This window comes from Agrobacterium leguminum (assembly GCF_015704895.1).
Taxonomy (GTDB): domain Bacteria; phylum Pseudomonadota; class Alphaproteobacteria; order Rhizobiales; family Rhizobiaceae; genus Agrobacterium; species Agrobacterium leguminum.
The window spans coordinates 38,899-65,092 of record NZ_JADQWB010000022.1 but is presented as its reverse complement, the minus strand read 5'-3'; the positions used below and the strand labels follow the sequence as shown (position 1 = coordinate 65,092).

Here is a 26,194-nt window from a genome sequence, read left to right as displayed (position 1 = left end):
GTGGGAGTGATCTCCTTCACATCCAAATTCAGTCCGGCGGAGCTCTCATGCCTGCAAAATTCCTGATTCACACATCATCGCCATTGCGTGTCCGCTTTGTTGCGACAATCCTCTCGACCTCCCTGCTCGCCGGCTGCGTGGTCGGTCCAGACTACGAGCGGCCCAATCTGCTGATGCCGGCCCAATGGTCCGGCAATGCCGGTAAGACAGCCGCACGCCCGGCGGAGCTGTCGCAGTGGTGGACCCGCTTCAACGACCCGGTGCTGACCTCTCTGGTGACACAGGCAATCGACAACAACCGTTCCGTCGAAGCCGCCAAAGCCAGGGTGCGGGAGGCGCGCGCCAGCCTGAGGCAGGAAACCGCAAATCTCCTGCCGACCGGCAACGGATCGGCATCGCTTAACAGGGCGCGCACGGCTGCCGGCGAGACGGTCGGTCCGGCGACGTCGACGACCTATCAGTCGGGCCTCGACGCCAGCTGGGAGATCGACCTGTTCGGCGGCAAGCGACGGGCGATCGAAAGCGCGCGTTATGGCGTGAATGTCGCGGAAGAAGACCTGCGCAACACCATGCTGGTGCTGATCGGCGACGTCGCGCTCAACTATGCCCAGGCGCGTGCCTATCAGGCCCGTACGGCGCTTGCCCGCCGCACCGGAAAATCGCAACGCGAATCCGCCGTCCTCACCCGTGCCAAGCAACAGGCCGGCACGGCCAACGTCGCCGATGTCGCCAATGCCGAGGCGCTGGCTGCCACCACGGAAGCCGATATTCCCTCCTTCGAGATCTCGGCTGCCCAGGCAATACACCGTCTCAGCGTCCTCACCGGCCAGCCGCCGTCGGCGCTGACGCAGATTTTGCGCAGGGGCGGACGTATTCCCCGACCGAAGCTTCCCCTGACCGTCGGCATTCCGGCGGACGTCCTTCGAACACGCCCGGATGTGCGCATGGCCGAGTTCCAGCTGGCGCAGGCCACGGCGCGGGTCGGTTCCGCCGAGGCCGCTCGATATCCGTCGGTCAGCCTCACCGGCAACATCGCAACGCAGGCGCTCGACATCAGCGATCTCGGCAGGATGTCGACGATTGCCTGGGCGGTCGGGCCGTCCGTCACCGTTCCGATCTTCCGCGCCGGCCAGCTCAAGGCCGCGGCGGACGCGGCCCGCGCCCGCAGGGACGAGAGTTTCGCGGCATGGCAGTCGTCGGTTCTCACAGCGATGGAAGACGTCGAGAACGCCATCGTATCGCTGTCGCAGCAGCGCGTCCGCGGCGGCAAGTTGAGCACAGCCGTCACGTCTTACCGGACGGCCGCTGACGCATCGCGCGCCCAGTTCGAGGCCGGGGCTTCCGGCTATCTCGAACTGCTCGACGCGCAACGCGCGCTCTACGCCGCCGAAAGCAACCTCATCGACAACCAGCTTGCCGTCGTCACCGCCTATATCGCGCTGAACAAGGCGCTCGGGGGCGGCTGGACAGGTGTCGTGGATACGTAGCGACCGCTCGTCGTCGATCGCCAGAACGGATCCCGGCTTGCAATCGCGCCGGTGAAGATCGCCAGCAACTAGACGTCATAACCGGCTGGCTCGCGGGGCAATTCGTGGTGCGCCCGCGGCCAGTCACCACGGTGAGAGCAATGTCATGGCAAAGAGGACTGAAAGACAGAGCGACACGCTTCTTCTGTGCGCTGGTGATCATAGCAGCGCTGTTTTCCGGACCGGTGATCATTCTGCTGACCAAGTCGATCCATCACGACTTCGGATGGTCGCAGCACTTCGCTCACCCGGCCACCGGCGGCACCGACGAGAAGCCGTAAAGATCCGCATGGGGAGAGAAAGAAGGAAAGATCAATGCCGATAAAATCCATCGCTGTATTCCTGGACGAAGCTGCGACAAGCGACGGACGGTTGTTATATGCGCTCAAGCTGGCCATCGACCACAAAGCGCATGTAACCGGCCTGTTTACGCTTCGGTCGCGACCGGATTCGTCCTACGCGCGCGGTGATACCGCCATAAACGAGTATATTGCGAAGCAACGGGCGGCCGAGCACCAGATCTTCGAAGAGGCGACCAGGCGCTTCAACCGGCTGGCCGAAGGCATTACCGGCAACTTCGATCTGAAGGTCGTGCGCGAGCACGACACCGACAAACAGACCCTGCATAACACTCTGTTCGCGGACCTCGTCATCGTCGGCGAACCCGCTTCCAACGGTCTGCCGGAAAGCTGGTCGGCCGAAGATCTCCTGCTTGCATCCGGCGTACCCTTGCTCGTCGTTCCTCGAGGATGGGAAGAGCGTGGCCAGTTCACGACCGGCCAGACGATCGTCGTCGGATGGAACGGCAGCAGGCAAGCGCGCCGCGCCATCGCCGCTGCCCTACCGCTGATGACCATTGCCAGGTCGATATCGCTGGTGATGGTCGATACTGACGAGAGTTGCGGTGATGAGCCTGGCTCGGACATCGCGCGATATCTGTCTCGACACGGCATCAAGGTCCACGTCGCATTGTTGCGATCAAACGGAGCGTCCGTAAGTTCGGTCATTCTTGAAGAGGCCAGGCGGGTCAAAGCGGACATGCTGGTGCTGGGTGCCTATAGCCATAACCGCACGATCGAAACCCTGTTCGGCGGCGTTACACACGACCTGTTCCACCATGCCGGCATGCCATTGTTTATCGCTCACTGACGATAGAGGAATTCCCGTGGTGGCATGACAAACGATGCTGACAAAAACTGGCACTGCCAGGCGGTATACAATGGAGGGAGACCTATTCGACAGGTATGATCATGACCCGACCTGAACATCGCGATGAACGACACTCGAAAGCTGGCGACAGATCGCGCCATTACTGGATTGGCGTGGTCTCGGCAGAGCATGCCCGCCATGCGCTGGACGGCGACTATGTTCAGGTATGCAACGGCAAACTGAGCGCGCTCAGGCGGATCCATCCGGGAGACGGATTCGTCTATTACTCGCCCAACGAGAGTTTCAGGGGCAAGGAGCGCTACCAGCATTTTACGGCGATCGGGACGGCACGCGAAGGAAATCCCTACCTGTTCGACATGGGCGGCGGGTTCGTGCCGCACCGTCGCGACATCGACTGGATCGACAGTGAAGCGGCGCCGATCCATCCGCTCCTCGACCGGCTGGACTTCTCCGCCGGACGGACCAACTGGGGCTATCAACTGCGTTTCGGCCTGTTCGAAATCAGCGAACATGATTTCCGTCTCATCGCGGAAGCCATGAAGGCCGACGTCTCGTCTCTTTTTGTGAACGGGGGCGCCGACTAAGCCGGAGCGAACGAGTATTGTCACGCGCCGAACGCCTTCTCAATCTCGTACAGTTGCTGCGCCAGCATCGCCGCCCGGTGAGCGCGCAGTTGCTTGCTCAGGAGCTGAAGGTCGCCAGGCGCACGCTTTATCGCGACATCGCGACCCTGCGCGCTCAAGGCGCATCCATCGACGGAGAGCCCGGGGTCGGTTACCTGCTGAAGCCCGGCTTCATGCTTCCGCCCCTGATGTTTTCCGAAGACGAGATCGAGGCCATTGTCTTCGGTGTACGGCTGGCCGCAAGCAGGGCCGATCGGGAACTCGGGGCAAGCGCCGAGCGTGCGCTGGCCAAGATCGCCTCCGTTCTCCCGGCCGACCTCAGGGAAAGCGTCTACGACGTCAGCCTGCTAGTCGTGCCCGCAACCAACGGGCCGCAGGAGGATCCGGCCATCCTGACCATGATCCGCGAGGCGATCCGTGGCGAGCTCAAGTTGAGCATCTCATACCGTGACGGCGAAGATCGCCTCTCCGAACGGGTGATCTGGCCGTTCGCCGTCGGAGGACCTTGATCGGCCATAAATTTGCGAAAATGCTGCCGGGAGAGCCTCCGCCGAAACTGGACTTATCCAGAAAGCGAAGCCCCATGCACCTGGAAAACGCTTTTCTAGATCGACCCCGATCATTGTATTGTATGTCATGCCGCCATCCTCCACCCATTGGATTTAACTCGATCATCATCCAGCAGGATGCGTCGGGTGGGTAGAGCGGCAACCACATGGGGTAATCGCGGGAACCATACCCCTTCGGATTCGAACATGATTTGGAAGGTGGCTGTTCCCCGATAAGATGAAGTACGGGCTCTCGACTGGACGCCGGGCTCAGCATCAAAGGAGAACAGCCATGGAAGAGTATATCGGCCTCGACGTGTCAATGAAAGAGACGGCGGTTGCCATCCGCCGAGATGGTGTGCGTGTTTGGCGCGGGAAATGCATATCAGATCCTCGCGTCATTTCCGAACTTATCCGCAAGCGGGCACCCACAGTGAAACGCGTGGTGTTTGAAACAGGACCGCTCTCGGTGTGGTTCTATCATGCGCTTCGAGCCGAGGCCCTGCCTGTCATCTGCATTGATGCGCGACACGCTAAAGCGGCGCTCGACATGGCGACGAACAAAACGGACGCGAACGACGCCGATGGGCTGGCCCATCTCGCGGACGTGGGATTCTTTCGCGAGGTCCGCGTGAAGGGGTTCGAAAGCATGTTAGCGCGCACGCTTATCGCTGCCCGCACTCGGTTGGTCCATATGACCGTCGAACTTTCCAATCAGATCCGCGGCATCATGAAAACGTTCGGCCTGGTAGTTCCAGCAGGCAAAGGAAGCGTATTCGAGAAGAACGTTCGAAATCTTCTTTGCAGCCAGGATGATCTCGCTCATGTCGTGCTACCGCTTCTCGATACCTGGAAAGGTCTCCGTGCTCGCGCGGCGGACTTGGGGCGCCAACTGGTCGCCGATGCCCGTAGTAGCCCGGCCTGCCGCATCCTGATGTCCATCCCCGGCGTGGGAGCAATCACTGCAACATCTTTTGCAACTGCCATTGAAGAGCCAGAAAACTTCCGGAAGTCTCGATCTGTCGGTGCCTGGATCGGCCTCACCACGCGCCGCTATCAGTCCGGCGAAGTCGATTATGACGGGCATATATCCCTGCGCGGAGACCGACATTTGCGTGGGCTCCTATACGAAGCGGCCTCGGTCATTCTCACGCGCAGTTCCAAACAGAGTTCGTTGCGGACATGGGGGCTTCAGCTGCGAGAGAGGATCGGCTTCAAAAGAGCTGCCGTGGCTGTCGCGCGAAAGCTGGCTGTCATCATGCACACCATGCTGAAAACCGGAGAGTTCTTCAATCCGACTGCGGGCGTGGCGGCATAGTATCTGATAGCGCTCAACAACCGAGCGCAAGAAGCGTCCCTGCCGGGACGTGAGCCGAGCCATTCCGTTGATGGAGTTGCATCGCTGTCTCAGCTGAATGCGTCAACCACATTGAAGGCTCGTGCTGCGAAGCTCCATCATGCGGCGACCGATGTTGACCGCGAAGACAACCATGCACCCGGCAGCGCTGCTGACAAAAGATTGCTATTGACGCCCCAGTTGCGATTAGACAACTCCATCTATTCAATCAAGCTTTTAAACTATAATTCGAATAGAGAAAAACGACGTTATAATACGCACTGACTTGCGCCATTTTGACCTCCGCCAGAAAGCTGAAGGGAGGCGCATATAGTCTAAATTCACAGGAAACAGTCGATCTTCTGCCATTCGATGGGCTGATCAAGGCTCTTCGCGCCGCCTTCGCCGAAGGTTGCGAGATGCCCGTCCGGCACCATCACACGATCGAGGTGCCGGACGAGGCCGCGGCCACATTGCTCCTGATGCCCGCCTAACACGGCGCAAAACGGCCGTCCCGCTATCTTGGGATCAAGATTGTGACCGTCTTTCCCGGAAATGCCGTTAGAAATCTGCCGAGACTTGCCTCGACCTACATGCTTTACAACGCCCAGACCGGTATCCAGCTTGTCACGCTGGACGGCAACTTCATTGGCCGGCGGACAGTTGCGGCCTCCGCGCTTGCGGCGGATTACCTGGCGCGCGAGGATGCCAGGCGGCTTCTGGTGCTGGGTGCGGATCGTGTCGCGAGCCTCATCCCCGATGCCTATCGGGAAGTCAGGCCACTTGATCATGTGGCCGTCTGGGATATCGATCGCGGCAATGCCGAGCGGTTGGCGCAGACGATCGAAGCGTCGGGGCTTGCGGCTTCCGTCGTCGACGATCTGGAAAAGGCGGTCTTTGAGGCCGACATTGTCAGCGCCGCGACGCTGGCCACCACGCCCCTCATCAGGGGCGAATGGCTGCGTCCGGGGACACATGTCGATCTCATCGGCGGCTTCACGCCCGGCATGCGGGAGGCTGATGACGAGGCCATACGCCGGGTTGCGTGTTTATCGACACGGAAGAGGCGTTGCATGAGGCGGGCGATCTCGTTCAGCCGATCAAAGCCGGTCTGTTTTCGCAGGAGAGCGTCAAGTCGACTCTTGCCGAACTTTGCAAGGCAAACCGTTTCGCGCGCGGTTCGGATACGGAGATCACGCTCTATAAGGCTGTGGGGACGGCGCTTGCCGATCTTGCCGCCGCAACCATGGTTTATGAAGCCGCGGCTTCGAACGCAGAAAGGTGAGAAATATGGCCAAACGCCAAATCGTGGAAGTGCCGGTGGTTTCAGAGGCGATCCGCCGGCTCGGTTCGCCGACCTCGGCCCTTGTCCGCTCCGGCAACATCATCGCCACCTGCGGCATGCCGCCCGTCGATCTTGAAACGGGCGACATCGTCAAGGGTGATATCGCCGCGCAGACCCGGGCCTCGCTGGAAGCCCTGCGGGTGACACTGGCCGCAGCGGGCGCCACCTTCGAAGATGTGATCAAGACCACCATTTATGTCACCGATGCAGCGCTGATGGGCACAGTGAACGACATATACCGCGAATATTTCGCAGCCGGGTTCCCGGCGCGCACCTCGGCAACCATCAAACCCTGGTCCTTGCCTTTCGATATCGAAATCGAGTGCCTCGCTGTCCTCTGAGGGCAGTCAGCATGAAACAGGGCGCGTCGGCCGGATCGGCTGACGCGCCCATATGCATTTCCCGGGGCGCGAGATTGCATGCCGGCTTTACCTGGAATGCTCCAGCGGTGAAAGTCCATAAACCGCCACGATATCTTCGCCTTTTTCGAGCCTTGCAATGATGCCGGGTTCCTTTTCCTGAATGGCGAGAGCCTGCCGTGCCGCTGCCAGTGCTTCCTCGGGCGGCAGGATGCAGACACCGTTTTCATCGGCCAGAACGACATCGCCGTTGTTAACCTTCACACCACCGCAGACGACTGGCTTCGCGACATCGCCCCCGCCACCCGGTTTTGTCGTCACTGGCGAGCGGCCGCGACACCAGATCGGCAGGTCGGCGCTGCGAATCGCGCCTATATCGGTCACGTAACCGTCGAGGATGACGGCGACGACACCGCAGGCAAGTGCCGCAGCGGTCATCACCGCGCCCCAGCAGGCATGCCGGTCGTCGCTCAGTCGCTCGATGACAAGGATGTCTCCGGGCATGGCGCGGGAAAGGGCATAAAGAAGCGCCGTTCCATCGTCTCCCGGCAGGCTGACCGTCAGCGCGCGCCCGGCCACACGGATGCCGTCGATGACACATTGCACCGCCGGCTCCATGAAACCGTCCGATCTGAAATGGCCGATCGTCGCCGTCTCGACGCTCATGAGCAGTTCGAGCGCCTCGTTGATTTTGTCGGGATTTTCCATGCATCTCTCCAAAAGAAAAGACGCCTGCACGGGGCCGACGTCTTGCGATATGTCGACGGAATCAGTTGGTCTTGGCCAGATCGCGTTTCACGGTTTCGGTCAGCGCCAGCAATGCGACGGCCGAGAGCAGGGCGGATCCGATCATGTACCAGGCGACGGATGCACCGCTGCCAGTGGCGGAAAGAAGCCAGGTGGTGATGACGGGGGTGAGCGCGCTGCCCAGGACGCCCGACAGCATGTAGGCGATCGACAGGCCGGAATAGCGGACCTTCGTGCCGAAGAGTTCGGCGAGGAAGGTGGCGATCGGGCCATAATTGGCCGCAAAGGCCGTCATCATCAGCAGGTAACCGATGAGGGCGCCGGCGAAAGTGGCGGTATCCATCAGCCAGAACATCGGGAAGGCGACGAGCGCTTCGGCCAGAATGCCGCCGAGGATGACTGGCCGGCGACCGATCTTATCGGACAGCAGGCCGAAAAGCGGCAGAAGGAAAATACACGCCGTGCAGGAAATCAGCACGATTATCAGCATTTCGTTACGGGCGATGTTGAGCGCCTGGGTGCCGTAGCTGAGGCCGAAGGCGACGATGAGGTTGAAGGACGATCCGGTGGACATGGTGGCGATACCGCCGAGAAGGACCGTTTTCCAGGATTTGGAGAGCAGTTCGATAAACGGCATGCGAACGGTGGCCTCTTCCGTCTTCACCTTGGCGAAGGAGGGCGTTTCGGCGGTATTGAGGCGGATATAGGCACCCACGCCGACCAGAAGAATGCTGACGAGGAACGGAATGCGCCAGCCCCAGGAAATGAGATCCTCGGGCGACATGAGGAAACCGATGGTGAGGAAAGCGAGATTTGCGATGAGAGTGTCGGCCGGAACGCCGATCTGCACCCACGAACCGTAAAGGCCGCGCCTGTTCTGCGGCGCGTGCTCGACCGCCATCAGCACCGCACCGCCCCATTCGCCGCCGAGCGCCAGCCCCTGCACGACGCGCAGCGCCAGAAGCAGAATGGGCGCCCAGACGCCGATCTGTTCGTAATTCGGCAGAAGGCCGATGGCGAAGGTTGCCACACCCATCATGACCAGCGAGACGAGCAGCATCGACTTGCGGCCGATCCTGTCACCGAAATGGCCGAAAAGCGCTGCCCCGACGATGCGGGCGAGATAAGCCGAGGCGAAGGTGCCGAAGGCCAGAAGCGTGCCGACGATTGCGTCGAAGCTTGGAAAGAAGACCTTGTTAAAGACCAGTGCCGAAGCGGTGGCGAAGACGAAAAGATCGTACCATTCGACGGTGGTACCGATGACGCTTGCCACGGCGATCCGCCGAACGCCAACCGGCTGTTTTTCGACGGAGCCCACGAGTGCGGTTTCCCCTTGCATGAACATTCCCCTTTATGTTGCTGTGAAGGAAAACGGGGAACGACGAAGCGGAACCGGATTAGGGCATGATGCCTATGGGCATCCCTTGCAGAGAAACCGTTTCTGGCTTTCTCCGTCAGTTTGATACGCTGCGATGTTCCCCTGTTTTTCGCAATGATGGGAAAGCAGGAGGCTCCCGACAAATAGATAATGCAGATTTCTTCCATAGGGCGGCGCTATAGACCAAATCATGGGCATATTCCGAGATGTCGATGCTGAATGCGAATTTTAAAATAGATAATGAAATCATGGCAATATCGCAGGCGCTGTTTTTCTTTGCCGGTCGGCTGTGCAGTCCCTGCCTGTCTTTTGACCGGCTGAAATTTCTTTTTCGGCCGGAAAAAACCGCTACTCTTATTCTAAGTATCGAATCTATCTATTTTTGAATTTTCCGGTTTGGTCTTATCCCCTTTGTCATTCCACGGACTGAAAAGAGGTCGTCTGCAGGCTGCCGGCTACGCCCGGGGCATTGCTGCCGCGAGACCATAACAGGGGACCGAAATGAAGAGATTGAGCAATATCTGGCCGGACATGTCACGCCTGTGGGCGACGCTGATGCGTTCCGCCGAAATCGGCGCGACCGAAAAGGGCGGCCTGAAGCGGCTGGCGTTGTCCGACGAGGATGCGGCGATGCGGCACCAGTTCATTCACTGGTGCGAGGAGGCGGGCCTGACCGTCAGGATCGACGCCGTCGGCAATATCTTCGCCGAACGGGCAGGAACCGATGCGGATGCCAAGCCGGTGCTGGTCGGCAGCCATCTCGACACGCAGGTTCATGGCGGCCGCTTCGACGGTATTCTTGGCGTGCTGGCCGGGCTGGAACTCGTGCGTACGCTGAACGACCATTCGATTGCCACACGCCGGCCGATCACCCTTGTGAACTGGACCAATGAGGAGGGCGCGCGTTTCGAGCCGCCGATGATCGGCTCGGCGGTTTTTACCGGCGCCAAGGCGGCGGAATTCGCCTATTCCCGCAGGGATCGCGATGGCTTTACGCTTGGCGGCGAGTTGGAGCGCATCGGCTTCAAGGGTAAAGACGCGATTTCGGCGGAGGTTTTCGACAGTCTGTTCGAGCTGCATATCGAACAGGGGCCACGATTGGAGGCAGCGGCCAAGCAACTCGGCATCGTCACCGGCGCTTTCGGCGTGCGCGGTTTCGTGGTGGAAGTGCACGGCGAGACTGGCCATGTCGGCCCGACGCCGATGCCGGCGCGCAAGAATGCGCTAGTGGGTGCCGCTGAGGTGACGCTGGCGATCAATGAGATCGGCTGGGCCAATCACGAAACCGGCGGCAAATCCACGACGATGCGCATCAGGGCGGAACCCAATCTCCTCGGTGCGCTGCCGAATTTCGTGGAAATGACCTGCGACATGCGCCACCCCGACGATGCCGTTGTCAGCACCATGTTCGAGGCCTTCAAGGCAAGACTTCCCGAGCTGGAGGAGCGGTCGCGCTGCAGGATCGTCGTCAAGGAAGGCTGGGCTTATGGCGGCATGCACTTCGACGCCGGCTGCATCGAACTCATCCGCAATGCCACCGGTGCTTTCGGTTATTCCTCGATGGACCTCCTTACCGAGGCCGGGCACGACGCCATGCATGTCGCCGAATATCTGCCGACGGCGATGATCTTCACGCCGTGCGAGGGCGGTCTTTCCCATAACGAAGCGGAAAACGTCACGATTGCCGACATCGAACCCGGTGTTAACGTGCTGGTTCAGGCCGTTCTGGAGCGCGCGAACCGCGCCGACTGATGTTGGAGCGCTTCCGCTTTTCTGCGAAGCGCGAAAAGGCTCCAACACTCTGTTTTAGCGTATTCCCGGCTGGTAGTGCCGGGGTCCGCTTTTGCTAGATTTAGAGGGAACGGCGAAAAGTGCGACCACTTTTCGCCGTTTTCCTATTCGCTCCCCGTTTCCACAAGGGCCGCCGCCGCCTGCGCATCGAAAAGCTCGTTTTCAAAAATAGTCAGGAATGCCCGCTCGGCGCCGCCGAGGTCCATATCGGGGTTGCGGAGGAAATAGGCGTCGGCTCCGAGCGAATCCTGAAGCAGCGGGATCTGCCAAAGCTCGTCTTCCTCAAGGCCGCGCGCCGCATCCAGCGGCAGAATGCCCACGCCGATGCCGGCGATGATCATTCGCCGGACTTCTTCCATATGCGGGCTGGAGCCGACGGTCCACTTGCCGAGCCCCACACCGTCGCGAAGGGCGATCATCGGTTCCAGCGCGCCGCCTTCCTGGCTGCAGGTGAAGGCCACGAAGGATTCCTGCCGCAATTCCTCCATGGTGATGTCGCCACGGCCGTAAAAGGGATGGGAAGCACCGCAATAAATGCCGAATGTTTCCCTGAGCAGGAACTTGCAGTCCATTCCGGCAAGCGGTTTCGGCAGCAGGCAAATGCCGAATGGGGCCTGTTTCTGGCCGATAGCGCGAACGATATCCTGCGTATTGGCGACATCGATACGGATGGTGACGGATGGATGACGCCGCCGCAATTGGCGCAGCGCCTGATCGAGCTGCGGCAGCACGAGATTGGTGACGATGAGGACACGCACCTGACCCGTCAGGTCGTCCGCCTCTGTCGACAGTTTTTCGCCGATGCGCTCGACGCGCAGGAAGATTTCTGCGCATTCCTGACGGAGCATTTCGCCCTGTACTGTAAGAACGAAACGGCGGCTGTCGCGTTGGATCAATTGGCAACCCAGTGTCTCCTCGAGCTTCTGCAACGCGGCCGTCACGGAGGGCTGGCGCACGAAAAGCCGGTTGGCCGCACGCGTGATGCTGCCTTCCTCAACGATGACGAGAAATGTCCTCAGGAGGTTCCAGTTTAGATGCTGGATGCGAGGTGCCTTGTAAGACAATCGTCTATTCTCTCAGAAAGCATTAAATATGTCTGATATAATTCATCAAAACAAAACTTGGCAACCATCTTGACTGCGCCAACAAGTACAGAGCGACCGCCTTGAGCTTGGCGATATGAACTGGCATGCTTCATGTCATGGGTGGCGTCGTTGGTGCTGCGCGGACGCGCGGTCTGGATAGCCATCTAGTCGTACAGCCGGGGAGAATTTGCACTGCCAGCCCCCTGGGATGCTGCTCTTGGCTTTTTCAAACCCCTCCCGCGATCTCGTAGTATAAATAGCCTCGACATAAGCTTTCAGCGGCACGCTAAACCTCCGTCGGCGTTCATGTTTGTCGCCGTCAGCGAATACCCCATCTGACCCTAGCCTCTCGATCGCCAGAACAATTTTGGCCTCCGCGCAAAGAGCCGGAGCGCCTCTTCATTCTGCAACAGCGAGGGACTGCTTTTCCCTGGGTTCAGACCCGCTGGCCCGGGCCGGAAGCCGTCCAAAACGATGTTACCGTTCGGCAGGGAGGTATCCGGCACCACCATATATTTCTCCGCTCACGCGTTAGATTGGCTGCGCTGTCGGACTCCTCAAGAGGTGAACTGCAAGCAAATCGGCAGATGCGAGAGAACTGCTCGTACACCCTCCGAAATGCCTCAAGCACGATATAGTTGCCGCTCTTCATGTCAAAGAGGCCCAGATCAAGGTAACATAGTACCCCGTTTTTCTCGCGCCAGCGCGGGCCATTCTCACTCTCTCCGGTCGGATCCCGTGGCGGCTCGGCACAGGCACCGAAATCCGTGAAGGGCAATCACCCCAACCATCCCTACCCTCGATCGTGCGGATATCAGCCCCGTCCCGCCGTTAACTGCACGGTGAGAGTTGTCACCATGGAGTTGATGGCCTTAGGTCCCGTCGCAAAAGACAACACTCTTTCGAACGGAGAACAAACGCCATCCAATAGATGACTATCCATGAACAAGACACGAATGACTGTACTTCGGCGCATAAAGGCTGCGAGGGAACTCACTAACGTGCGATAACCTCATACAGTATTGGAACAGTGTCAATATCGATCGGCTTCAGTCCTCGCGGCTCTCCCCACCTAAAGTCAGGCCTTTCTTAAGGCATGGCACTCGGAGAATGCGTGACATGTGCCGATGTTTAGGTAAGGGGCGCACGACCGCAGCACAACGAATGCCGTCTTACCGAGGATGAAATTATTCGTTGAGGATGGAGGTGCTGATCATTGGAATTGGCACGATGTCCGTAAAATTCGGAACGTCGTTCATGATAAACTCCACATGGGGAGCCATTGCTTGCTGAAACTCATCCAGGCTGTCGAAGCGCATGTGCGCGAGAACAACGAATGGTGCGGGAGCGTTCGGAGCGCCACCGGTGACGCCCTTGTCGATACTGATGTGTTTCAGTGCCGAGCCTAACCGCGCTCTCACCATGGGAAGGTGTTTGTTTTGATAGTAGTCGAAATCGAAGCGAGCGCCCTCGTGACGGGGATAGAAGAGAGTTGTCTTGATCATACCGATCTCCTTGTCTTGCGCTTGTGCTCTAGCATTTCCGACCGCCGACAGCATTGCTGCCGAAATTAAAACCTCTCGTCTCTGCACTGCACTTACATCTCCGCTCTAATTTCTGAGGTTTTGGCGGATGACAACCCGCTTCCTTTGCCAGCTTCGTCCGCTAGTCTTTCGAAGCCAGCATTCTGATTATCAGTTCGGCGTCCCATTCGATGTCCGCCAGCATTTCCGCCGTGCCGCCGCTGATTGGTTTCCAGCCAAGCTTCTGGCCGTTGGTGCATTTCGTCCGAACATTGCTGCCCCAAAACCAGCCTGGTTGCAGGCCAGTTGCCGCGACGGAGCTTTCAATAAGCCCCTTCTGATAGAGGACTTGGCCGATCCGATCGGACACATCAGACCAGGTGAAATATTCTGTCGCCGGGTAATAAAGGCCCTCGAGCCCCTCCGGCGCCGCTCCCTTAAGAGCGGCGTCGAGGATGAGGAGGTAGAGTTCGGCCAAATCGGCGACGTGAACGTTAGTCCATTGCGCTTTTCCGGGGCCGACATACAGGGCGCGCCGGTTTACCAGCGACTGATAGACAAGCCGCGGAAGCTGAATGGACATACGATTTTCTGCAAATGGGCCAACGCCACGCCCAAACACGGTTGGCGGCACCACAAGATATGTCTTGATCAGACCCGACCTGGCGGCTGCGAAGACCTCAAGGTCCACGATACGATGCGGAGCGTGGGCCGGAATGGCGGCATGAGCCGCGGCATCGGCGTCATCCCAGAGGACGGCGCCGGTGTCTTCCTCCAGTGAAACGCCCGTTCCTTTTGAATTGGTGGAGAGTACGCCTGCACCGGACGTGTGGATGAGGATCGGGCGCGTGCCTGTTGCCTTCGCATATTCGGAAAGGCCCTGAACGATCGCTCGCGCGCTCGGCTGATGATCGCAGTTGGCCGTGTTGAAGACGATGCTTGCACGTGCGGATTCGCGTCGCAGCAGGTTGCTATCGTCCAGGCTTCCAACGACAGGTTCCACCCCGATCTCTCGCATCATCTCCGCGTCGCGCTCACGGCGGACCAACGCGGAGATCGTGAAATCCTGCAGATACCCACGCGAGATCATGAGTTCGATGAACGAACCGCCGATATAGCCGGTCGCGCCGGTGATGAAGATGACTGGCTTGCTTGAGATTTCGCGCATGGGGAATCCAGTTTTTGATAGGTAACCACAAACGGCCTGAAAGTGGCCTTGGAGGGCTATCCGATCAGGTGGAATCGGCAGGTCATGCCCGCGTCGCGATCTTCAATGGCCGCCTGATAGGCCGCAGAGTTGTACCAGGCGAGCGCCTGCTCCCGGTCCTCAAAGCGGATGATCGCGCCGTTCTTCAGGCCGACTTCGCCAGCAAGCTGAGTCCAGCCCCCGGCGGCGACGAACTCGCCACCGAATTCTTTGATGACCGGAGCGGCAGCTTTCGAATAGCGATCCTTTGCGGCCGCATCCTTCACTTCCATCTCAACAACAACAAACGCAGCCATTTTTCTTCCTTTCAATCACTGTTGACGGGGCCATCGTATCGAGCGCGGATCGAAGCCCGCAGCGCGGCACGATGGCAGCGCAGAGAGTTCAAAGCGTCACGACGACCTTTCCGATTTGCGCGTTGGATTCGAGAAAGCGGGTGGCTTCCTGAATCTGATCGAACGGGAAAGTCTGAGAGATGAGAGGTTTCAGCGTCCCTTTGGCGAGACCATCCGAAATGAAGGTCTTGGCTTTATCGAGGAGCACATCATCCGTGAGGATCTCGGTATACAGATAGCCCTTGATCGTCAGGCTTTTCCCGAGGACGGCAAATTGAGGGAATGCCCCTCCATCAGGGCTCAGCGCACCATATTCGATCAAAATGCCGCCCACGGCCAGGCATTCGGCGAGTTGTGCGACTTCTGGCCCCCCGATAGCGTCGAAGGCCACACGGGCGCCGGCGCCGTTGGTGATCTCGCTGATGCGAGCCACCAGATTTTCCTCTTCCGTCGCGATCACATGGTGCGCACCGGCATCGAGGAGCGCCTGGCGCTTCGTGCTGCTGCGGGTCGTTGCGATGATCGTTGCACCGACCGTCCGCGCGACCTGGAACGCCGCCACGCCGACGCTGCTGGACGCTGCGGTGACGATCACGAAGTCATTTGAGGCGAGCTTTGCCTGCTCGATGAGCGCACCCCAGGCAGTAATGTACTGCATCCAGGAGGCTGCGGCCTCCTCGAAGGAGATATTGGCCGGGTGCTTCACGACATGGCGGGCGGGAATATTGGCCAACTCGCCGTAGGTGCCCCAACGGGCCATATCCAGCGTAGGGATGACGCTTACGACATCACCCGCTTGGAAGCCTTTTACATCCGCGCCGACTGCGCTGACGACACCGGAAGCCTCGTAGCCGAGGCCGCTGGGGAACACCGCCTCCTGAAGATAGGCGTTGCGGCGAAACATGACCTCAGCACGATTCAAGCCGATAGCGCGAACGGCGATCTGAATCTCGTCGGCTGCAGGTGCCGGAAATTCTACCTCCTCGATCTTGAGGACGTCAGCCTCGCCATATTCGTGAAAACGTACAATTCGGGCCATGATCATTCCTTTCGTGGCAGTATTCCGATTGGGAGTGCATGTCCGCCCAATTTGTCGTGGAAACCGAGATCACTCGCGCTAAACGAGCCATAATTCGCAGGAGCGGCGCCAACTAGAGTCCGAGGGACGCCCAAGTCCCGTAGATTGGCGCCACGCCTTATTGCTCAAGTATTCTTTAATTTCACGCTCAACTTTTGCCTCACCCGAGGTTTGCCAAGGCCTGCGTCGGTTGCGCGAACAAATTCATGTTACTCAGCATGAAAAACTAGGGTCATCCGACCGGGGTCTTCGTTCTTGCGATCGGGAAAAAGGACCGGACCCATACGGCCTTCGATCGTCCAGAAACCGGTCGGAGTGACCACGATGCCTAACGGCGTAGCAAGCTGCTCTACCACAGTTTCGATAACTGCCTCCGATTCCGTCAGCGAAATCCGATCGATGCGACCGTTCCTGCCCGTAAAATCGGGTTCGGCCAGGTAGATCTGCCCATTGAGACCGCGCATGATCCCATCGGCATTGGCCAGGGCGCGCGAGGTCCGGAGCGGAGTAATCGTCGGCGTGGAGCCGAGGGGATCGTTGATCCTCACGAGTTCACCGGCGCTGTTCTTTGAGACCAGGAGCGAGCCGTCATCCAGTTCGATGATGCCATCCGTGCCGAACCCGCCGGTCGGGGGAGTGAGCAGAGGGTCCCGGATCAGGTCTTCAAGAGCGCTGGCTCCCGGACGCAGGACCAGCAACCGCGGCGAAAAGCTGTCGGTGACGACCAATGCACCGGAGCGTGTGACGACCAGATCGTTGCACAGCCCGCCACCGGGGAGCGGAAGCGTCTGCTCGAGCGCTCCGGATTGCAGGTTGAGCCCAAGAAGTGCGGTCGGATGATCACCGGGCGTCCGGTCAACGCCTAGGTTAGCGGAACACGCCCACAGCCGATTCCGCGCTGTATCGACCTCGATCCCCATAGCCGAGTCCATTCCGACCGCAGCGGGATCGATGAAGTCGGTAGGCGTCGAGCTGCCGGGTGCGAAGACCATGATCCGGCCAGTGGTGATGCTCGCAACGAAAATGCGCCCATCAGGGGCGGCGACGCCGCTGCCGGGATGGAAGCGCGCAGGAAGTTCCAGGATCGCGCCTGGCGCTGGTGGCGTCTGCGCGAGAGCGCTGGTGCCCAGCATGATGGTGAATGCGGCCGCAAGGTTGGCCGATAGTTTCCGGATCATTTCGACCCCTCCAAAAGATAGCTACAGTGTGATGCTGGCGGTGACGCGCTCCAATTTTTTGAGCCCGTCACCGCCGGAGGACTTCGGCGCTGAGATCAGCGGCACTCGGCGAGCGAAGCGGGATTGGTGGTCGCCGGCGCGGAACGCGGCAGCGGGTCGAGGTCCTGGACGAACCTCAGTCCACCCTCGCTGAGGGGCTTGGTCAGGTTGCGGTCGAACATTGAGAACAGCGCGACGGTATAGGGCTGCGCGAAGTGGAACTTCACCGCGTCTTCGTTGCGCCAGATCTCGTAGAGCACGTAGCTGCGCTCGCTCCCGAAGATCTTGTGAACGTTGAAGGTGACGTTGCCAGGCTCAAGGCGCGAGCAGGTCACCGAGCGACGGAAGACCTGCTCGAATTCGGCTTCGGCGCCGGGCTTGACCTCGAAGTTGACGACGAGCGTTACCTCGCCATTCGGGCTGGGTTGCAGGGCTACCTGAGCATTGGCGGCCTGCGAGGACAGGAACGCGCCGGCTGCCAGTGCGGTGCTGAGCGCAATCTTCTTGAGGATATTCATGGCTTCTCTCCAAGCGGAAACGAGTTGAACATGCGATTGTCAATCCGCCTGCTTGAAGGGCGCCAATTCGGCTCATCAATTGTTCAGCGGACGTGGAAGTTGTTTATCGCTTTGGAACAGATGCGATTAGCCGATTAATTCTTATTAGAGTGATGAATGATAAATACTAATTGACTTTGCCTATGGCGATCAATCACCGGAGAAGGCACGCAACCTCCAAAAGCCACAGGCCTCGCTGCAGCGAAAGCGAGGTATGGTGAGTTGTCGGAGGCAACAAGGGGTACATTCTAATTCCAAGTGCGGCATGCCAATGATTTCAATGGCTTCAACTTGGAGATTTTGGCATGTCCGGATGTTATCAGCAATTGACCCTCGCCGATCGTCTTCGTCTTCATCGTCTCGTTGATCAGAAAGTCGCCATCAATGAGATGGCCCGGCGGCTGAGACGTCATCGTTCAACCATCTATCGCGAAATCCGTCGCAACCCTTCCATGACCGTGATCTTCCCCAGTACACCGGTTACTTCGGGACGATCGCTGATCAACTGACCCGCGAGCGACGAAGACGCTTGCGCAAGCTGCGACGCCATCCGGATTTGCGAGCCGACGTCATCCGTCAACTCAAGGCTCGATGGTCTCCCGAGCAGATCGCCGGGCGTCTGCTGTCGGAGGGAATAAGCCTGTTCGCGCGTCCGCCGAAACCATCTACCGGTTCATTTACAGCAAGGAAAATTATGCGCTCGGCCTCTATCAATATCTGCCGGAAGCGCGCCGCAAGCGTCGTCCTCTCCGCTCCAGAAAACCGCGCAATGGTGCTTTTCCAGAAAGCCATCGTATCGGCCAAAGGCCTGATTTCATTGGAAACAGATCGCAGTTCGGGCACTGGGAGGGCGACCTCATCATCTTCGAGCGCCCGTTTGGACATGCCAATGTCACATCACTCGTTGAGCGCAAAAGCCGCTATACCGTTCTGATCAAGAACCCGAGCCGGCACTCGCGTCCGATCATGGACAAGATCTTCGTGCATTATCTTCCCTGCCCGCCTTCGCGCGTCAGAGCTTCACCTTTGATCGCGGTAGGGAGTTTGCCGCATTCCGGGCTTTGGAAGATGGCATTGGCGCACGAAGCTGGTTCTGCGATCCGAGTGCGCCCTGGCAAAAAGATGCGGTGGAAAACGCCAACAAGCGCATCCGCCGTTTCCTGCCGCCGGATACAGACCTCAGTCAAATGTCGCAGGCGACGCTTAACCAGCTCACACACATTCTCAACGACCAGCCGAGAAAGTGCCTGAACTATAGAACCCCGGGCGAAGCCTTCAAGGCCCATTTGCAGGAGGAGGCCTGATCCCCTACCCTGCAAAACCGGCATGATGCACTTGAGGAAGATTCTCAAAAAAGGACAACAACAACGCCAGCGATTTTCGCGACGATTGATAGGATCGCTTTGATCCAGCACCACGCAGAAAAGCGGCCAAGAGTAGCGTCGTGATGCCCTTCAAGCCTTGAGCATGTTGATCACGGCACGCAGGCCGGCCGAGAGATAACGCCGGCTGGGATAATAGAGGAACAGGTTGTCGTCAGGGGCGCACCAATCATCGAGGCAGCGGATCAGGGCGCCGCTTTTCAGATGCTCGGTCACGCGCTCCTGCCAAACATAGGCCAGGCCGCAACCTTGTAGGGCTGCCTCCACCATGAGTTCCTGACTGTCGATAGTGACCGGGCCATTGACCTCGATATCGATCGCTTCCCCATCCTTTTCAAACTGCCAGTTATAAATCGCGCCGCTCGGAAAACGGTATCGAATGCAGGAATGCTGCCGAAGATCGGCGGGCTTCAACGGAATGCTGCGTCCGCTGAAATATTCTGGAGTTCCGACGACGGAGAATCGTAATGTCGGTTTGATGTGTACTGCAATCATGTCCTGCATCAGGCGCTCGCCGAAACGGATTCCAGCGTCAAAGCCCTCGTCGACGATATCGATCAGTCGGTCTGTCGCGACGATATCCAGATGCAAGCCGGGATTCTGCTTGACCAGTGGCCCCATGACATCGTGCAGCACGTAAGGAGCAATCGAGTTGGGCATATTGATCCGAACTGTCCCGAACGGCGTTCCACGAAATGAATTCAAGCTATCGAGGGCCCGCTCGATCTGACCAAATGCTGGACGAAGTTCGGTCATGAAGCGCTCACCCGCCTCCGTAAGAGAGACGCTTCGGGTGGTTCGGTGAAACAGACGCACACCCACCCGTTCCTCCAAGCTGCGGATCGCATGGCTGACGGCGGAAGCGGCAACCCCGCGCTCGACTGCGGCCTGCTTGAAGCTCTTGAAACGCGCGACAGCGAGAAATGTTGAGAGTTCTGCCAGTTCCGTAGCGTGCATGCTGCAATCCAATTGATAATTCTTATTCATTACTTCAATCATAATTCATCGTCTAGTCATATCTTTTTCAGATATCTAAGTAAGTAAGAGATATCGACATAGGCGGGACGGCTGGCACTGCGTCGGCAAGTTTTTTTTGACTGGTGGAGCACATTCTCGATCGGGTTTGCACGGTGGAGATGGTGGCCATGGCCGAAGTTTCTGGCTTTAGTCAGCGCCGTTTCCGTCATGGCGTGTGGACTGATGGCAGGCTGTGATCGCGATATTGTGCGCGTAGGAATCTAAGAACGATGGCACCTAATGAAGGCAGCGATGTCACAACCCAATATTCAATCGGTGCAACACAAGGGCACACTTATGCACACCCATCACCAATAGGACAAAATAGCCGCGAGGACAGTTTCCGGTCGAACCAGCCCGATGATTTGTTGTGCTGGCTGATGTCGGGTACTCAGGATGAGCCCTTCATCGATAACATTTTAGCTGAGCTGTGCGAAAGGCTTCGTGCGGCAGCGGTTCCGGTTGCGCGAGCAACTTTACATTTCAGAACGCACAACCCACAATGGCTTGGCGCGAGGTTGTTATGGCGGGCTGGTTCAAGTGGGGTTAAGGTAACGACATTTGGTTACGGCGTCGAAGAGACCCCACAATTTCTGCAGAGTCCAGCTTACGATATATACAGCGGTGCAACAATGGTGCGACAACGTCTCGACGTAGGCATCGATTCCGCGGCCCAGTATCCGATATATACGGAACTAACTCGTGAGGGGCTTACGGACTATGTTGCCTGGCCACTCAATCATACTCTCGGTAAACGCCATGTCGTGACCTTCGCAACGGATCGCTCGGGCGGGTTTCTCGATGATCACATCGAAACCCTTCGGTATCTACTGTCGGCGATCACACTGATAACGGAAATCAGGCTGAAGAATATTCTCACTCGAACGCTCCTTGATACCTATGTGGGGCCACGTGCTGGTCAAGAGATTCTTGCCGGAGCGACGAGGCGAGGTAGCGGGAAGACCGTGAATGCCGCAGTGACGATTTGCGATCTGCGTGATTTTACAGAGTTTGCAAGCCGGTGGCCGCTTGACGATGTCATCGAGCGGCTGAACCAATATTTTGATGCCATTTCAGAGCCAATCGAAAGGTTTGGAGGCGAGATACTCAAATTCGTCGGCGATGGCCTGCTTGCGATATTCCCGCTTTCCGATCCGAACGCATCGCAGAACCTGCTTGCAGCCGTTCGGGAGGGGCACGCAGCAATCGCGGCTCTCAATGCCACAAATTCGGACGGCCGGCGACCACCGCTTCGACATGGCGTAGGTGTTCATGTCGGCGAGGTTGCTTATGGTAACATCGGATCAAAGAAAAGATTAGATTTTACTGTTATTGGACCGGCTGTAAACGTGGCGTCACGGTTGGAGGGAATGACAAAGAAGCTTAACAAACCGATCTTACTCTCGGGTCAGTTTGCTAAGATTGTGAACTGCCAGGATGAATTAGATCATATCGGGTCGTTTAATGTGCGGGGCCTTGATAATGCCCTCGAGGTCTACTCTTTGGTCCTAGGAGGCAGATTGGACAACGTTGAGCGCTTCAAAAAAAACCACGAGTCGGGAGAATAGTCAGATGGTCCCGGCTCGGCCATCCCGGTTAACTCCGATTGATGCATTTCATTCACTACTAAGATGAAAATTAATCGCCTTATCATATCTGTTTCAAAGCTATAAATAAGTAGCACCGGCACAACGGCTGCATCAGTTGGCGCCCGCACCGGGAAAGTTTTCAACCGATGGAGATAAAGATGAGCAACAAACCGCTCAGAACCCTCGAAGGTAAGGTCGCCCTCGTTACCGGTGCCAGCTCAGGGATCGGCCGTGCCACCGCTATCGAACTCGCCCGCCGTGGCGCCAAGGTCATTGCAAGCGCCCGTCGTGGCGCGGAGATCGAAGCCCTCGCGGCTGAAATCAAGGCCGAAGGCTTTGAAGCAACCGCCGTGGTGGCTGACGTGAACGTCGAGCAGAGCGTCATCGACCTGATCGCAAAGACGATCTCGACCTATGGCCGCATCGATATCGCGTTCAACAACGCCGGCACCGAAGGCGCGTTTTCGCCCTTTGTCGAGCAGACCAACGAGACCTATGACACGATCTTCAACGCCAACGTGCGCGGCGTATTCTGGTCGATGAAGCACCAGGCCAAGGCGATGCTGGCGCAGGGCAGCGGCGCGATCATCAACAACGCTTCGATGGGCGGTGTTATCGGCTTCGCCAATGCCGGCCTCTATATCGCCAGCAAGCATGCCGTGCTCGGTCTGACCAAGACCGCCGCGATCGAGTTGTTCAAGCAGGGCATTCGCGTCAACGCGATCAATCCCGGCATCATCGACACGCCGTTCCAGGACCGCATCTGGCCGACCGCGGAAGCCAAGAACGCCTTCGCCGCCAGCACGGTCCCCGGCCGCGCCGGCACGCCGGAGGAGATGGCGACCGTCGTCGCCTTCCTGGCATCGGACGAGGCCTCGTTCATCTCGGGCCACGGCCTCCTGATCGACGGCGGTTACTCGATCGCCTGATTGCTTCGCGCGCGGCCTTGAACCGCAGGCTCTGTTACCTGGTAGAGCCTGCGGTTGAGTGGCGGCACGTCAACCTGATCACCTCTCGTTATGGAGAAGAGCAATGTCCGATATCGTTATGCAGCCCAGCGCGAATGGCGAGGTAACGCTCGTCGTCAACTTCGAGGTCAAGCCCGGCGCCGAAGCCGAATTCGAGCAGGTCTTCCGCCGTTCGGTGACCAACTCACGCCTTGAGCCCGGCAACATCACCTTCAACGTCCACAAGATCCTCGGGAGCGAGCGCAGCTACGTGCTCTATGAGATCTGGCGCAACGAAGACGCGGTGAAGTTCCACTTCGCGCAGTCCTATACGATCGAGCTGTTTGCGATGTTCGAACGCAACCTGGCCAAACCGCTCAGTGAAGGTGGCCTGAGGTTCGTCCAGGACCTTGATCCGCTGCCGCGTTCTGCGGCGTGACAACAGATACGAACGCGCTCGCCGGCTGCCGTTGATCCAAGCGTTGGCAACCCTTCGGCGCTGCGCAGCGCGACAATTATTATAATCGGAGACTAGCATATGACCGCACAATCAGTCGCGCCTTTGCCGACACCATCATACGGCGAGCAACTCACCCTTATCGCCTTTATTCGTGCCAAGAAGGGCATGGGCGACGAGTTGGGTCGCCGGCTGGGAACACTGGTCGAGCCGGCACGCGCCGAAGCCGGCAACGTCAATTATGACCTCCACCGCTCGAATGAAGACCCGGATGTTTGGGTGCTCTACGAGAATTGGAAGCAGGCGTCCGACCTCGATGCCCATTTCGAGTATCAGTACATGAAGGATTTCCTCGCGGTGCTGCCCGAAGTGCTCGACGGCGACATGGATCTGCGCCGCTGCGCAATGGTGACGCCCATCGCCGCGAAGGCGTGATTGATCGCGCCGCCTCAGCGCGGCGCGGCTCTCTCGAAGGTTGAAGGATAAAGCCGTGAAATTATTCGAATCCGTCACGCTGCGTGGTATCACGCTGCGCAATCGGCTCGCGGTCGCTCCCATGTGCCAATATTCGGCGAAGGATGGGTATGCGAACGACTATCATCTTATTCATCTCGGACGCTTCGCGATGGGCGGCTTTGGCCTGGTCATGGTCGAGGCCACTGGTGTTGTGCCTGAAGGCAGGATCACCCATGGCGATCTGGGTATCTGGTCCGATGACCACATTGAGGGCCTCGCTCGCATCGCCACCGCGCTGAAGGCGTCGGGTGCTGTTGCGGGCATCCAGATCGGACACGCCGGAGCGAGAGCTGCCGGCCAGCGGCCGTGGGAAGGCAATGGCCCACTCGGTCAGGAACAGTTCGACCGTGGTGAGCATCCTTGGCCGGTCGTTTCGGCCTCCGACAAGCCCTATGCGGAGGGTTGGTTGAAGCCGACGGCGCTCACGCGCGAAACGATGGATGAGGTCAAGGAAGCGTTCGTCGCTGCCGCGCGGCGAGCACTCGCTGCAGGTTTCGACATCGTCGAAATCCATTGCGCGCACGGCTTTCTGCTCAACAGCTTCCTGTCGCCTGTCACCAACAATCGCACCGACGAGTTTGGAGGAGACTTCGAGGGACGCATGCGCTTCCCGCTTGAAGTGGCTCAGGCCGTGCGGGCAGCCTGGCCCGACGATAAGCCGCTCTTCGTGCGGGTGTCGGCGGTAGATGGACTGCGTGAGGGCATGTCCATCGATGATACGGTGGTCTTCGCACAGCGCCTAAAGGATCTGGGTGTCGATGTGGTGGACTGCTCGTCTGGCGGCATCGCGCCGCGCTATGACTATCCTTCCAGCTACGGATACCAGATTCCCTACGCTTCGCGCGTCCGTGCCGAGACGGGGATCGCCACCATGGCCGTGGGCCTGATAGTCGATGGGCATCAAGCCGAAGCGGTGGTCGCTAACGGTCATGCTGATCTCGTCGCCATTGCGCGCGAGGCATTGGTTGACCCGAATTTTCCGCTGCATGTCGAGGCACAACTGAGCGCTGCTGACCCGGCGAACCCTTACCGATCCTGGCCTGTGCAGGTTGGTTGGTGGTTACAGGGTCGCGCCAACCAGATCAGGCACATGGCGGCGGCGGCGCTCGCATCTTCAGCTCGTTAGGAGGATTGATCGTGTCACAACCGCAGGTCTGCTTGAACGACAGGAATACGATCCCGCAACTCGGTCTGGGCGTCTGGAAAACGCCTCCCGATGTTACCAGTTCGGCGGTTGATGCGGCTCTACGTGCCGGTTATCGGCACGTAGACACGGCTGCGGCCTATCACAATGAGGCCGGAGTCGGTGAAGGCATCCGGGCCGCAGGTGTGGCGCGCGAAAATATTTTCGTCGCTACGAAGCTCTGGAATGACGATCAGGGTTATGATTCAACGCTGCGCGCGTTCGATGATAGTTTGACGCGCCTGGGCCTCGACTACGTCGATCTTTATCTCATTCATTGGCCGTCGCCAGGTCGAGGCCTGTATGTTGATACCTGGAAAGCCTTTATCCAATTGAAGGAGCAAGGGCGTGTTCGGTCGATCGGCGTGTGCAATTTCGCTCCTGAGCATCTCAGCAAGATCATCTCGGAGACGGGCGTCACTCCGGCGATCAATCAAATTGAGCTGCATCCGCGCTTTCAGCAGAGAAAGCTGCGGGATTTCAATGCCAAGCACGGGATCGCGACCCAGTCCTGGAGCCCTCTCGGGCGAGGAACGCTCCTGACCGACCCGACCATCGTGTCGATCGCTGATAAGCATGGGCGCACACCGGCCCAAATCATCATCCGCTGGCACATCGACAACGGGTTGATTGTGATTCCGAAATCTGTCTCGTCATCTCGCATCATCGAGAATTTCGACGTTTTCGGCTTCGGCCTCGATGAAACCGACCTGGCTGCGATTGCTAAGCTCAACTCCGGCGACGGGCGTATTGGGCCGGACCCCGAGATTGCAGACTTCTGAGATGCCATTTAGCTGCAAGATGGCGGCCAGTTGCCACGAGTATCCGACCACTAGCAAATCACCGACAAACCGTGCGAAGCTCGATATCCATTGTGTCATGACGGTGTCATCATAACTGCGAAACGGCATCCAAGATGCCGCGTGCAACCAGCCTCCTGCACCCTCCGTATTATCTAACAGCGCGAGGCCTTTTATCAACTTTAAAAACACTCATTCCGTTCGAATTCGGTCAGCGCACCGAGCCAAGCGGCTTTCTTTAAGAAACGTTACTAAGTGGAGTAATGATCCGGCTTGCTGGAAATAGCTGATATATTGGTGAAGCAACTATATATTCAGCTTATCGTTAGACTTTGAACGTAGCCACGGCGTCAAGAAACTTAACTGCATCTTGCTTGTGGACTGAACACCCAGCGCACCGCCAACCAGACAAAGAAATGCCTGCAGATTTGAAGGAAGGCGCCGGCTTCAAAGGACATCGAAACCACTTGGCTGCATT

General features: G+C 58.5%; 24 protein-coding genes and 2 pseudogenes. 16 read left to right on the top strand and 10 right to left on the bottom strand.

The annotated features are described in order from the left end of the window. Nucleotides 1–47: 47 nt before the first annotated feature. From I3J13_RS22965 to I3J13_RS22930, 8 genes and pseudogenes are all read left to right on the top strand, one after another. A complete protein-coding gene (locus tag I3J13_RS22965; RefSeq protein ID WP_196380352.1) occupies nucleotides 48–1,487 on the top strand; it encodes an efflux transporter outer membrane subunit in 1,440 nt (479 codons plus the stop codon). A gap of 140 nt (nucleotides 1,488–1,627) precedes the next feature. Further along, a complete protein-coding gene (locus I3J13_RS22960; RefSeq protein ID WP_196380351.1) occupies nucleotides 1,628–1,807 on the top strand; it encodes a hypothetical protein in 180 nt (59 codons plus the stop codon). A 34-nt stretch (nucleotides 1,808–1,841) separates the two neighbouring features. Then, nucleotides 1,842–2,675, top strand: a complete 834-nt coding sequence (locus I3J13_RS22955; RefSeq protein ID WP_196380350.1) for a universal stress protein — start codon at nucleotides 1,842–1,844, stop codon at nucleotides 2,673–2,675. Nucleotides 2,676–2,770: 95 nt separating this feature from the next. After that, nucleotides 2,771–3,280 carry an EVE domain-containing protein gene (locus I3J13_RS22950; RefSeq protein WP_338081656.1) on the top strand — a complete coding sequence of 170 codons (510 nt, stop codon included), beginning with the start codon at nucleotides 2,771–2,773 and terminating at the stop codon, nucleotides 3,278–3,280. A 17-nt stretch (nucleotides 3,281–3,297) separates the two neighbouring features. Further along, the gene (locus tag I3J13_RS22945; protein ID WP_196380348.1) at nucleotides 3,298–3,828 is read left to right on the top strand and encodes a helix-turn-helix transcriptional regulator; all 531 of its coding nucleotides are present in this window, start codon (nucleotides 3,298–3,300) and stop codon (nucleotides 3,826–3,828) included. A 331-nt stretch (nucleotides 3,829–4,159) separates the two neighbouring features. Then, nucleotides 4,160–5,185 (top strand): IS110 family RNA-guided transposase, encoded by a 1,026-nt coding sequence (locus I3J13_RS22940; RefSeq protein WP_196380347.1) that lies wholly within the window; start codon nucleotides 4,160–4,162, stop codon nucleotides 5,183–5,185. Between the two features lie 332 nt (nucleotides 5,186–5,517). Further along, nucleotides 5,518–6,488, top strand: a pseudogene (lhpI, locus tag I3J13_RS22935) (bifunctional Delta(1)-pyrroline-2-carboxylate/Delta(1)-piperideine-2-carboxylate reductase). 5 nt (nucleotides 6,489–6,493) lie between these two features. Then, on the top strand, nucleotides 6,494–6,889 hold the full coding sequence (locus I3J13_RS22930; RefSeq protein ID WP_196380346.1) for a RidA family protein: 396 nt from the start codon (nucleotides 6,494–6,496) through the stop codon (nucleotides 6,887–6,889). A gap of 87 nt (nucleotides 6,890–6,976) precedes the next feature. Here the strand turns inward: I3J13_RS22930 and I3J13_RS22925 are convergent, their stop codons facing one another. Together I3J13_RS22925 and I3J13_RS22920 are read right to left on the bottom strand one after the other, a co-directional pair. Then, on the bottom strand, nucleotides 6,977–7,615 hold the full coding sequence (locus tag I3J13_RS22925; protein ID WP_196380345.1) for an RraA family protein: 639 nt from the start codon (nucleotides 7,613–7,615) through the stop codon (nucleotides 6,977–6,979). 61 nt (nucleotides 7,616–7,676) lie between these two features. Next, on the bottom strand, nucleotides 7,677–8,993 hold the full coding sequence (locus tag I3J13_RS22920; RefSeq protein ID WP_236001111.1) for an MFS transporter: 1,317 nt from the start codon (nucleotides 8,991–8,993) through the stop codon (nucleotides 7,677–7,679). A 540-nt stretch (nucleotides 8,994–9,533) separates the two neighbouring features. Between I3J13_RS22920 and I3J13_RS22915 the strand changes: the two genes are divergently transcribed. Continuing rightward, nucleotides 9,534–10,784 carry a Zn-dependent hydrolase gene (locus I3J13_RS22915; RefSeq protein WP_196380343.1) on the top strand — a complete coding sequence of 417 codons (1,251 nt, stop codon included), beginning with the start codon at nucleotides 9,534–9,536 and terminating at the stop codon, nucleotides 10,782–10,784. A 143-nt stretch (nucleotides 10,785–10,927) separates the two neighbouring features. Here I3J13_RS22915 and I3J13_RS22910 read toward each other — a convergent pair whose 3' ends face one another. From I3J13_RS22910 to I3J13_RS22880, 7 genes are all read right to left on the bottom strand, one after another. Continuing rightward, entirely contained in the window at nucleotides 10,928–11,887 is a 960-nt protein-coding gene (locus I3J13_RS22910) for a LysR family transcriptional regulator (protein ID WP_196380342.1), read from the bottom strand. Between the two features lie 1,208 nt (nucleotides 11,888–13,095). Next, nucleotides 13,096–13,413 (bottom strand): EthD family reductase, encoded by a 318-nt coding sequence (locus tag I3J13_RS22905; RefSeq protein WP_196380341.1) that lies wholly within the window; start codon nucleotides 13,411–13,413, stop codon nucleotides 13,096–13,098. A gap of 160 nt (nucleotides 13,414–13,573) precedes the next feature. Beyond that, the gene (locus tag I3J13_RS22900; protein ID WP_196380340.1) at nucleotides 13,574–14,599 is read right to left on the bottom strand and encodes an NAD-dependent epimerase/dehydratase family protein; all 1,026 of its coding nucleotides are present in this window, start codon (nucleotides 14,597–14,599) and stop codon (nucleotides 13,574–13,576) included. Nucleotides 14,600–14,655: 56 nt separating this feature from the next. After that, nucleotides 14,656–14,934, bottom strand: a complete 279-nt coding sequence (locus I3J13_RS22895) for a DUF1330 domain-containing protein (RefSeq protein WP_196380339.1) — start codon at nucleotides 14,932–14,934, stop codon at nucleotides 14,656–14,658. Between the two features lie 88 nt (nucleotides 14,935–15,022). Continuing rightward, entirely contained in the window at nucleotides 15,023–16,012 is a 990-nt protein-coding gene (locus tag I3J13_RS22890) for a zinc-dependent alcohol dehydrogenase family protein (protein WP_196380338.1), read from the bottom strand. 248 nt (nucleotides 16,013–16,260) lie between these two features. Continuing rightward, on the bottom strand, nucleotides 16,261–17,229 hold the full coding sequence (locus I3J13_RS22885; protein WP_196380337.1) for an NHL repeat-containing protein: 969 nt from the start codon (nucleotides 17,227–17,229) through the stop codon (nucleotides 16,261–16,263). Between the two features lie 95 nt (nucleotides 17,230–17,324). Continuing rightward, a complete protein-coding gene (locus I3J13_RS22880) occupies nucleotides 17,325–17,786 on the bottom strand; it encodes a putative quinol monooxygenase (RefSeq protein WP_196380336.1) in 462 nt (153 codons plus the stop codon). Nucleotides 17,787–18,130: 344 nt separating this feature from the next. Here I3J13_RS22880 and I3J13_RS22875 point away from each other — a divergent pair. Then, nucleotides 18,131–19,129: pseudogene (locus I3J13_RS22875) on the top strand (IS30 family transposase). A gap of 150 nt (nucleotides 19,130–19,279) precedes the next feature. Here the strand turns inward: I3J13_RS22875 and I3J13_RS22870 are convergent. Next, complete coding sequence (locus I3J13_RS22870) at nucleotides 19,280–20,164, bottom strand: LysR family transcriptional regulator (protein WP_196380356.1); 885 nt, start codon at nucleotides 20,162–20,164, stop codon at nucleotides 19,280–19,282. A gap of 290 nt (nucleotides 20,165–20,454) precedes the next feature. Between I3J13_RS22870 and I3J13_RS22865 the strand changes: the two genes are divergently transcribed. The 6 genes from I3J13_RS22865 to I3J13_RS22840 all read left to right on the top strand — a co-directional run bounded on the left by I3J13_RS22865 (nucleotide 20,455) and on the right by I3J13_RS22840 (nucleotide 25,698). After that, nucleotides 20,455–21,792: an adenylate/guanylate cyclase domain-containing protein gene (locus I3J13_RS22865; RefSeq protein ID WP_196380335.1), complete on the top strand. Its 1,338-nt coding sequence runs from the start codon at nucleotides 20,455–20,457 to the stop codon at nucleotides 21,790–21,792. A gap of 179 nt (nucleotides 21,793–21,971) precedes the next feature. Further along, nucleotides 21,972–22,742, top strand: a complete 771-nt coding sequence (locus I3J13_RS22860) for an SDR family NAD(P)-dependent oxidoreductase (protein WP_236001109.1) — start codon at nucleotides 21,972–21,974, stop codon at nucleotides 22,740–22,742. A gap of 103 nt (nucleotides 22,743–22,845) precedes the next feature. Continuing rightward, nucleotides 22,846–23,199: a putative quinol monooxygenase gene (locus I3J13_RS22855; protein ID WP_196380333.1), complete on the top strand. Its 354-nt coding sequence runs from the start codon at nucleotides 22,846–22,848 to the stop codon at nucleotides 23,197–23,199. 99 nt (nucleotides 23,200–23,298) lie between these two features. Further along, a complete protein-coding gene (locus tag I3J13_RS22850) occupies nucleotides 23,299–23,652 on the top strand; it encodes a putative quinol monooxygenase (RefSeq protein ID WP_196380332.1) in 354 nt (117 codons plus the stop codon). Nucleotides 23,653–23,707: 55 nt separating this feature from the next. Continuing rightward, nucleotides 23,708–24,859 (top strand): oxidoreductase, encoded by a 1,152-nt coding sequence (locus I3J13_RS22845; protein ID WP_196380331.1) that lies wholly within the window; start codon nucleotides 23,708–23,710, stop codon nucleotides 24,857–24,859. Nucleotides 24,860–24,867: 8 nt separating this feature from the next. Further along, entirely contained in the window at nucleotides 24,868–25,698 is an 831-nt protein-coding gene (locus I3J13_RS22840) for an aldo/keto reductase (RefSeq protein WP_196380355.1), read from the top strand. Nucleotides 25,699–26,194 lie beyond the last annotated feature (496 nt).

What these genes read in the sequence shown, in the direction of transcription:
- I3J13_RS22965 (WP_196380352.1), top strand. Translation starts at nt 48, where the DNA reads ATGCCTGCAAAATTCCTGATTCACACATCATCGCCATTGCGTGTCCGC.
- I3J13_RS22960 (WP_196380351.1), top strand. Translation starts at nt 1,628, where the DNA reads ATGTCATGGCAAAGAGGACTGAAAGACAGAGCGACACGCTTCTTCTGT.
- I3J13_RS22955 (WP_196380350.1), top strand. Translation starts at nt 1,842, where the DNA reads ATGCCGATAAAATCCATCGCTGTATTCCTGGACGAAGCTGCGACAAGC.
- I3J13_RS22950 (WP_338081656.1), top strand. Translation starts at nt 2,771, where the DNA reads ATGATCATGACCCGACCTGAACATCGCGATGAACGACACTCGAAAGCT.
- I3J13_RS22940 (WP_196380347.1), top strand. Translation starts at nt 4,160, where the DNA reads ATGGAAGAGTATATCGGCCTCGACGTGTCAATGAAAGAGACGGCGGTT.
- I3J13_RS22930 (WP_196380346.1), top strand. Translation starts at nt 6,494, where the DNA reads ATGGCCAAACGCCAAATCGTGGAAGTGCCGGTGGTTTCAGAGGCGATC.
- I3J13_RS22925 (WP_196380345.1), bottom strand. Translation starts at nt 7,615, where the DNA reads ATGGAAAATCCCGACAAAATCAACGAGGCGCTCGAACTGCTCATGAGC.
- I3J13_RS22920 (WP_236001111.1), bottom strand. Translation starts at nt 8,993, where the DNA reads ATGCAAGGGGAAACCGCACTCGTGGGCTCCGTCGAAAAACAGCCGGTT.
- I3J13_RS22915 (WP_196380343.1), top strand. Translation starts at nt 9,534, where the DNA reads ATGAAGAGATTGAGCAATATCTGGCCGGACATGTCACGCCTGTGGGCG.
- I3J13_RS22905 (WP_196380341.1), bottom strand. Translation starts at nt 13,413, where the DNA reads ATGATCAAGACAACTCTCTTCTATCCCCGTCACGAGGGCGCTCGCTTC.
- I3J13_RS22900 (WP_196380340.1), bottom strand. Translation starts at nt 14,599, where the DNA reads ATGCGCGAAATCTCAAGCAAGCCAGTCATCTTCATCACCGGCGCGACC.
- I3J13_RS22895 (WP_196380339.1), bottom strand. Translation starts at nt 14,934, where the DNA reads ATGGCTGCGTTTGTTGTTGTTGAGATGGAAGTGAAGGATGCGGCCGCA.
- I3J13_RS22890 (WP_196380338.1), bottom strand. Translation starts at nt 16,012, where the DNA reads ATGGCCCGAATTGTACGTTTTCACGAATATGGCGAGGCTGACGTCCTC.
- I3J13_RS22885 (WP_196380337.1), bottom strand. Translation starts at nt 17,229, where the DNA reads ATGATCCGGAAACTATCGGCCAACCTTGCGGCCGCATTCACCATCATG.
- I3J13_RS22880 (WP_196380336.1), bottom strand. Translation starts at nt 17,786, where the DNA reads ATGAATATCCTCAAGAAGATTGCGCTCAGCACCGCACTGGCAGCCGGC.
- I3J13_RS22870 (WP_196380356.1), bottom strand. Translation starts at nt 20,164, where the DNA reads ATGCACGCTACGGAACTGGCAGAACTCTCAACATTTCTCGCTGTCGCG.
- I3J13_RS22865 (WP_196380335.1), top strand. Translation starts at nt 20,455, where the DNA reads ATGGCACCTAATGAAGGCAGCGATGTCACAACCCAATATTCAATCGGT.
- I3J13_RS22860 (WP_236001109.1), top strand. Translation starts at nt 21,972, where the DNA reads ATGAGCAACAAACCGCTCAGAACCCTCGAAGGTAAGGTCGCCCTCGTT.
- I3J13_RS22855 (WP_196380333.1), top strand. Translation starts at nt 22,846, where the DNA reads ATGTCCGATATCGTTATGCAGCCCAGCGCGAATGGCGAGGTAACGCTC.
- I3J13_RS22850 (WP_196380332.1), top strand. Translation starts at nt 23,299, where the DNA reads ATGACCGCACAATCAGTCGCGCCTTTGCCGACACCATCATACGGCGAG.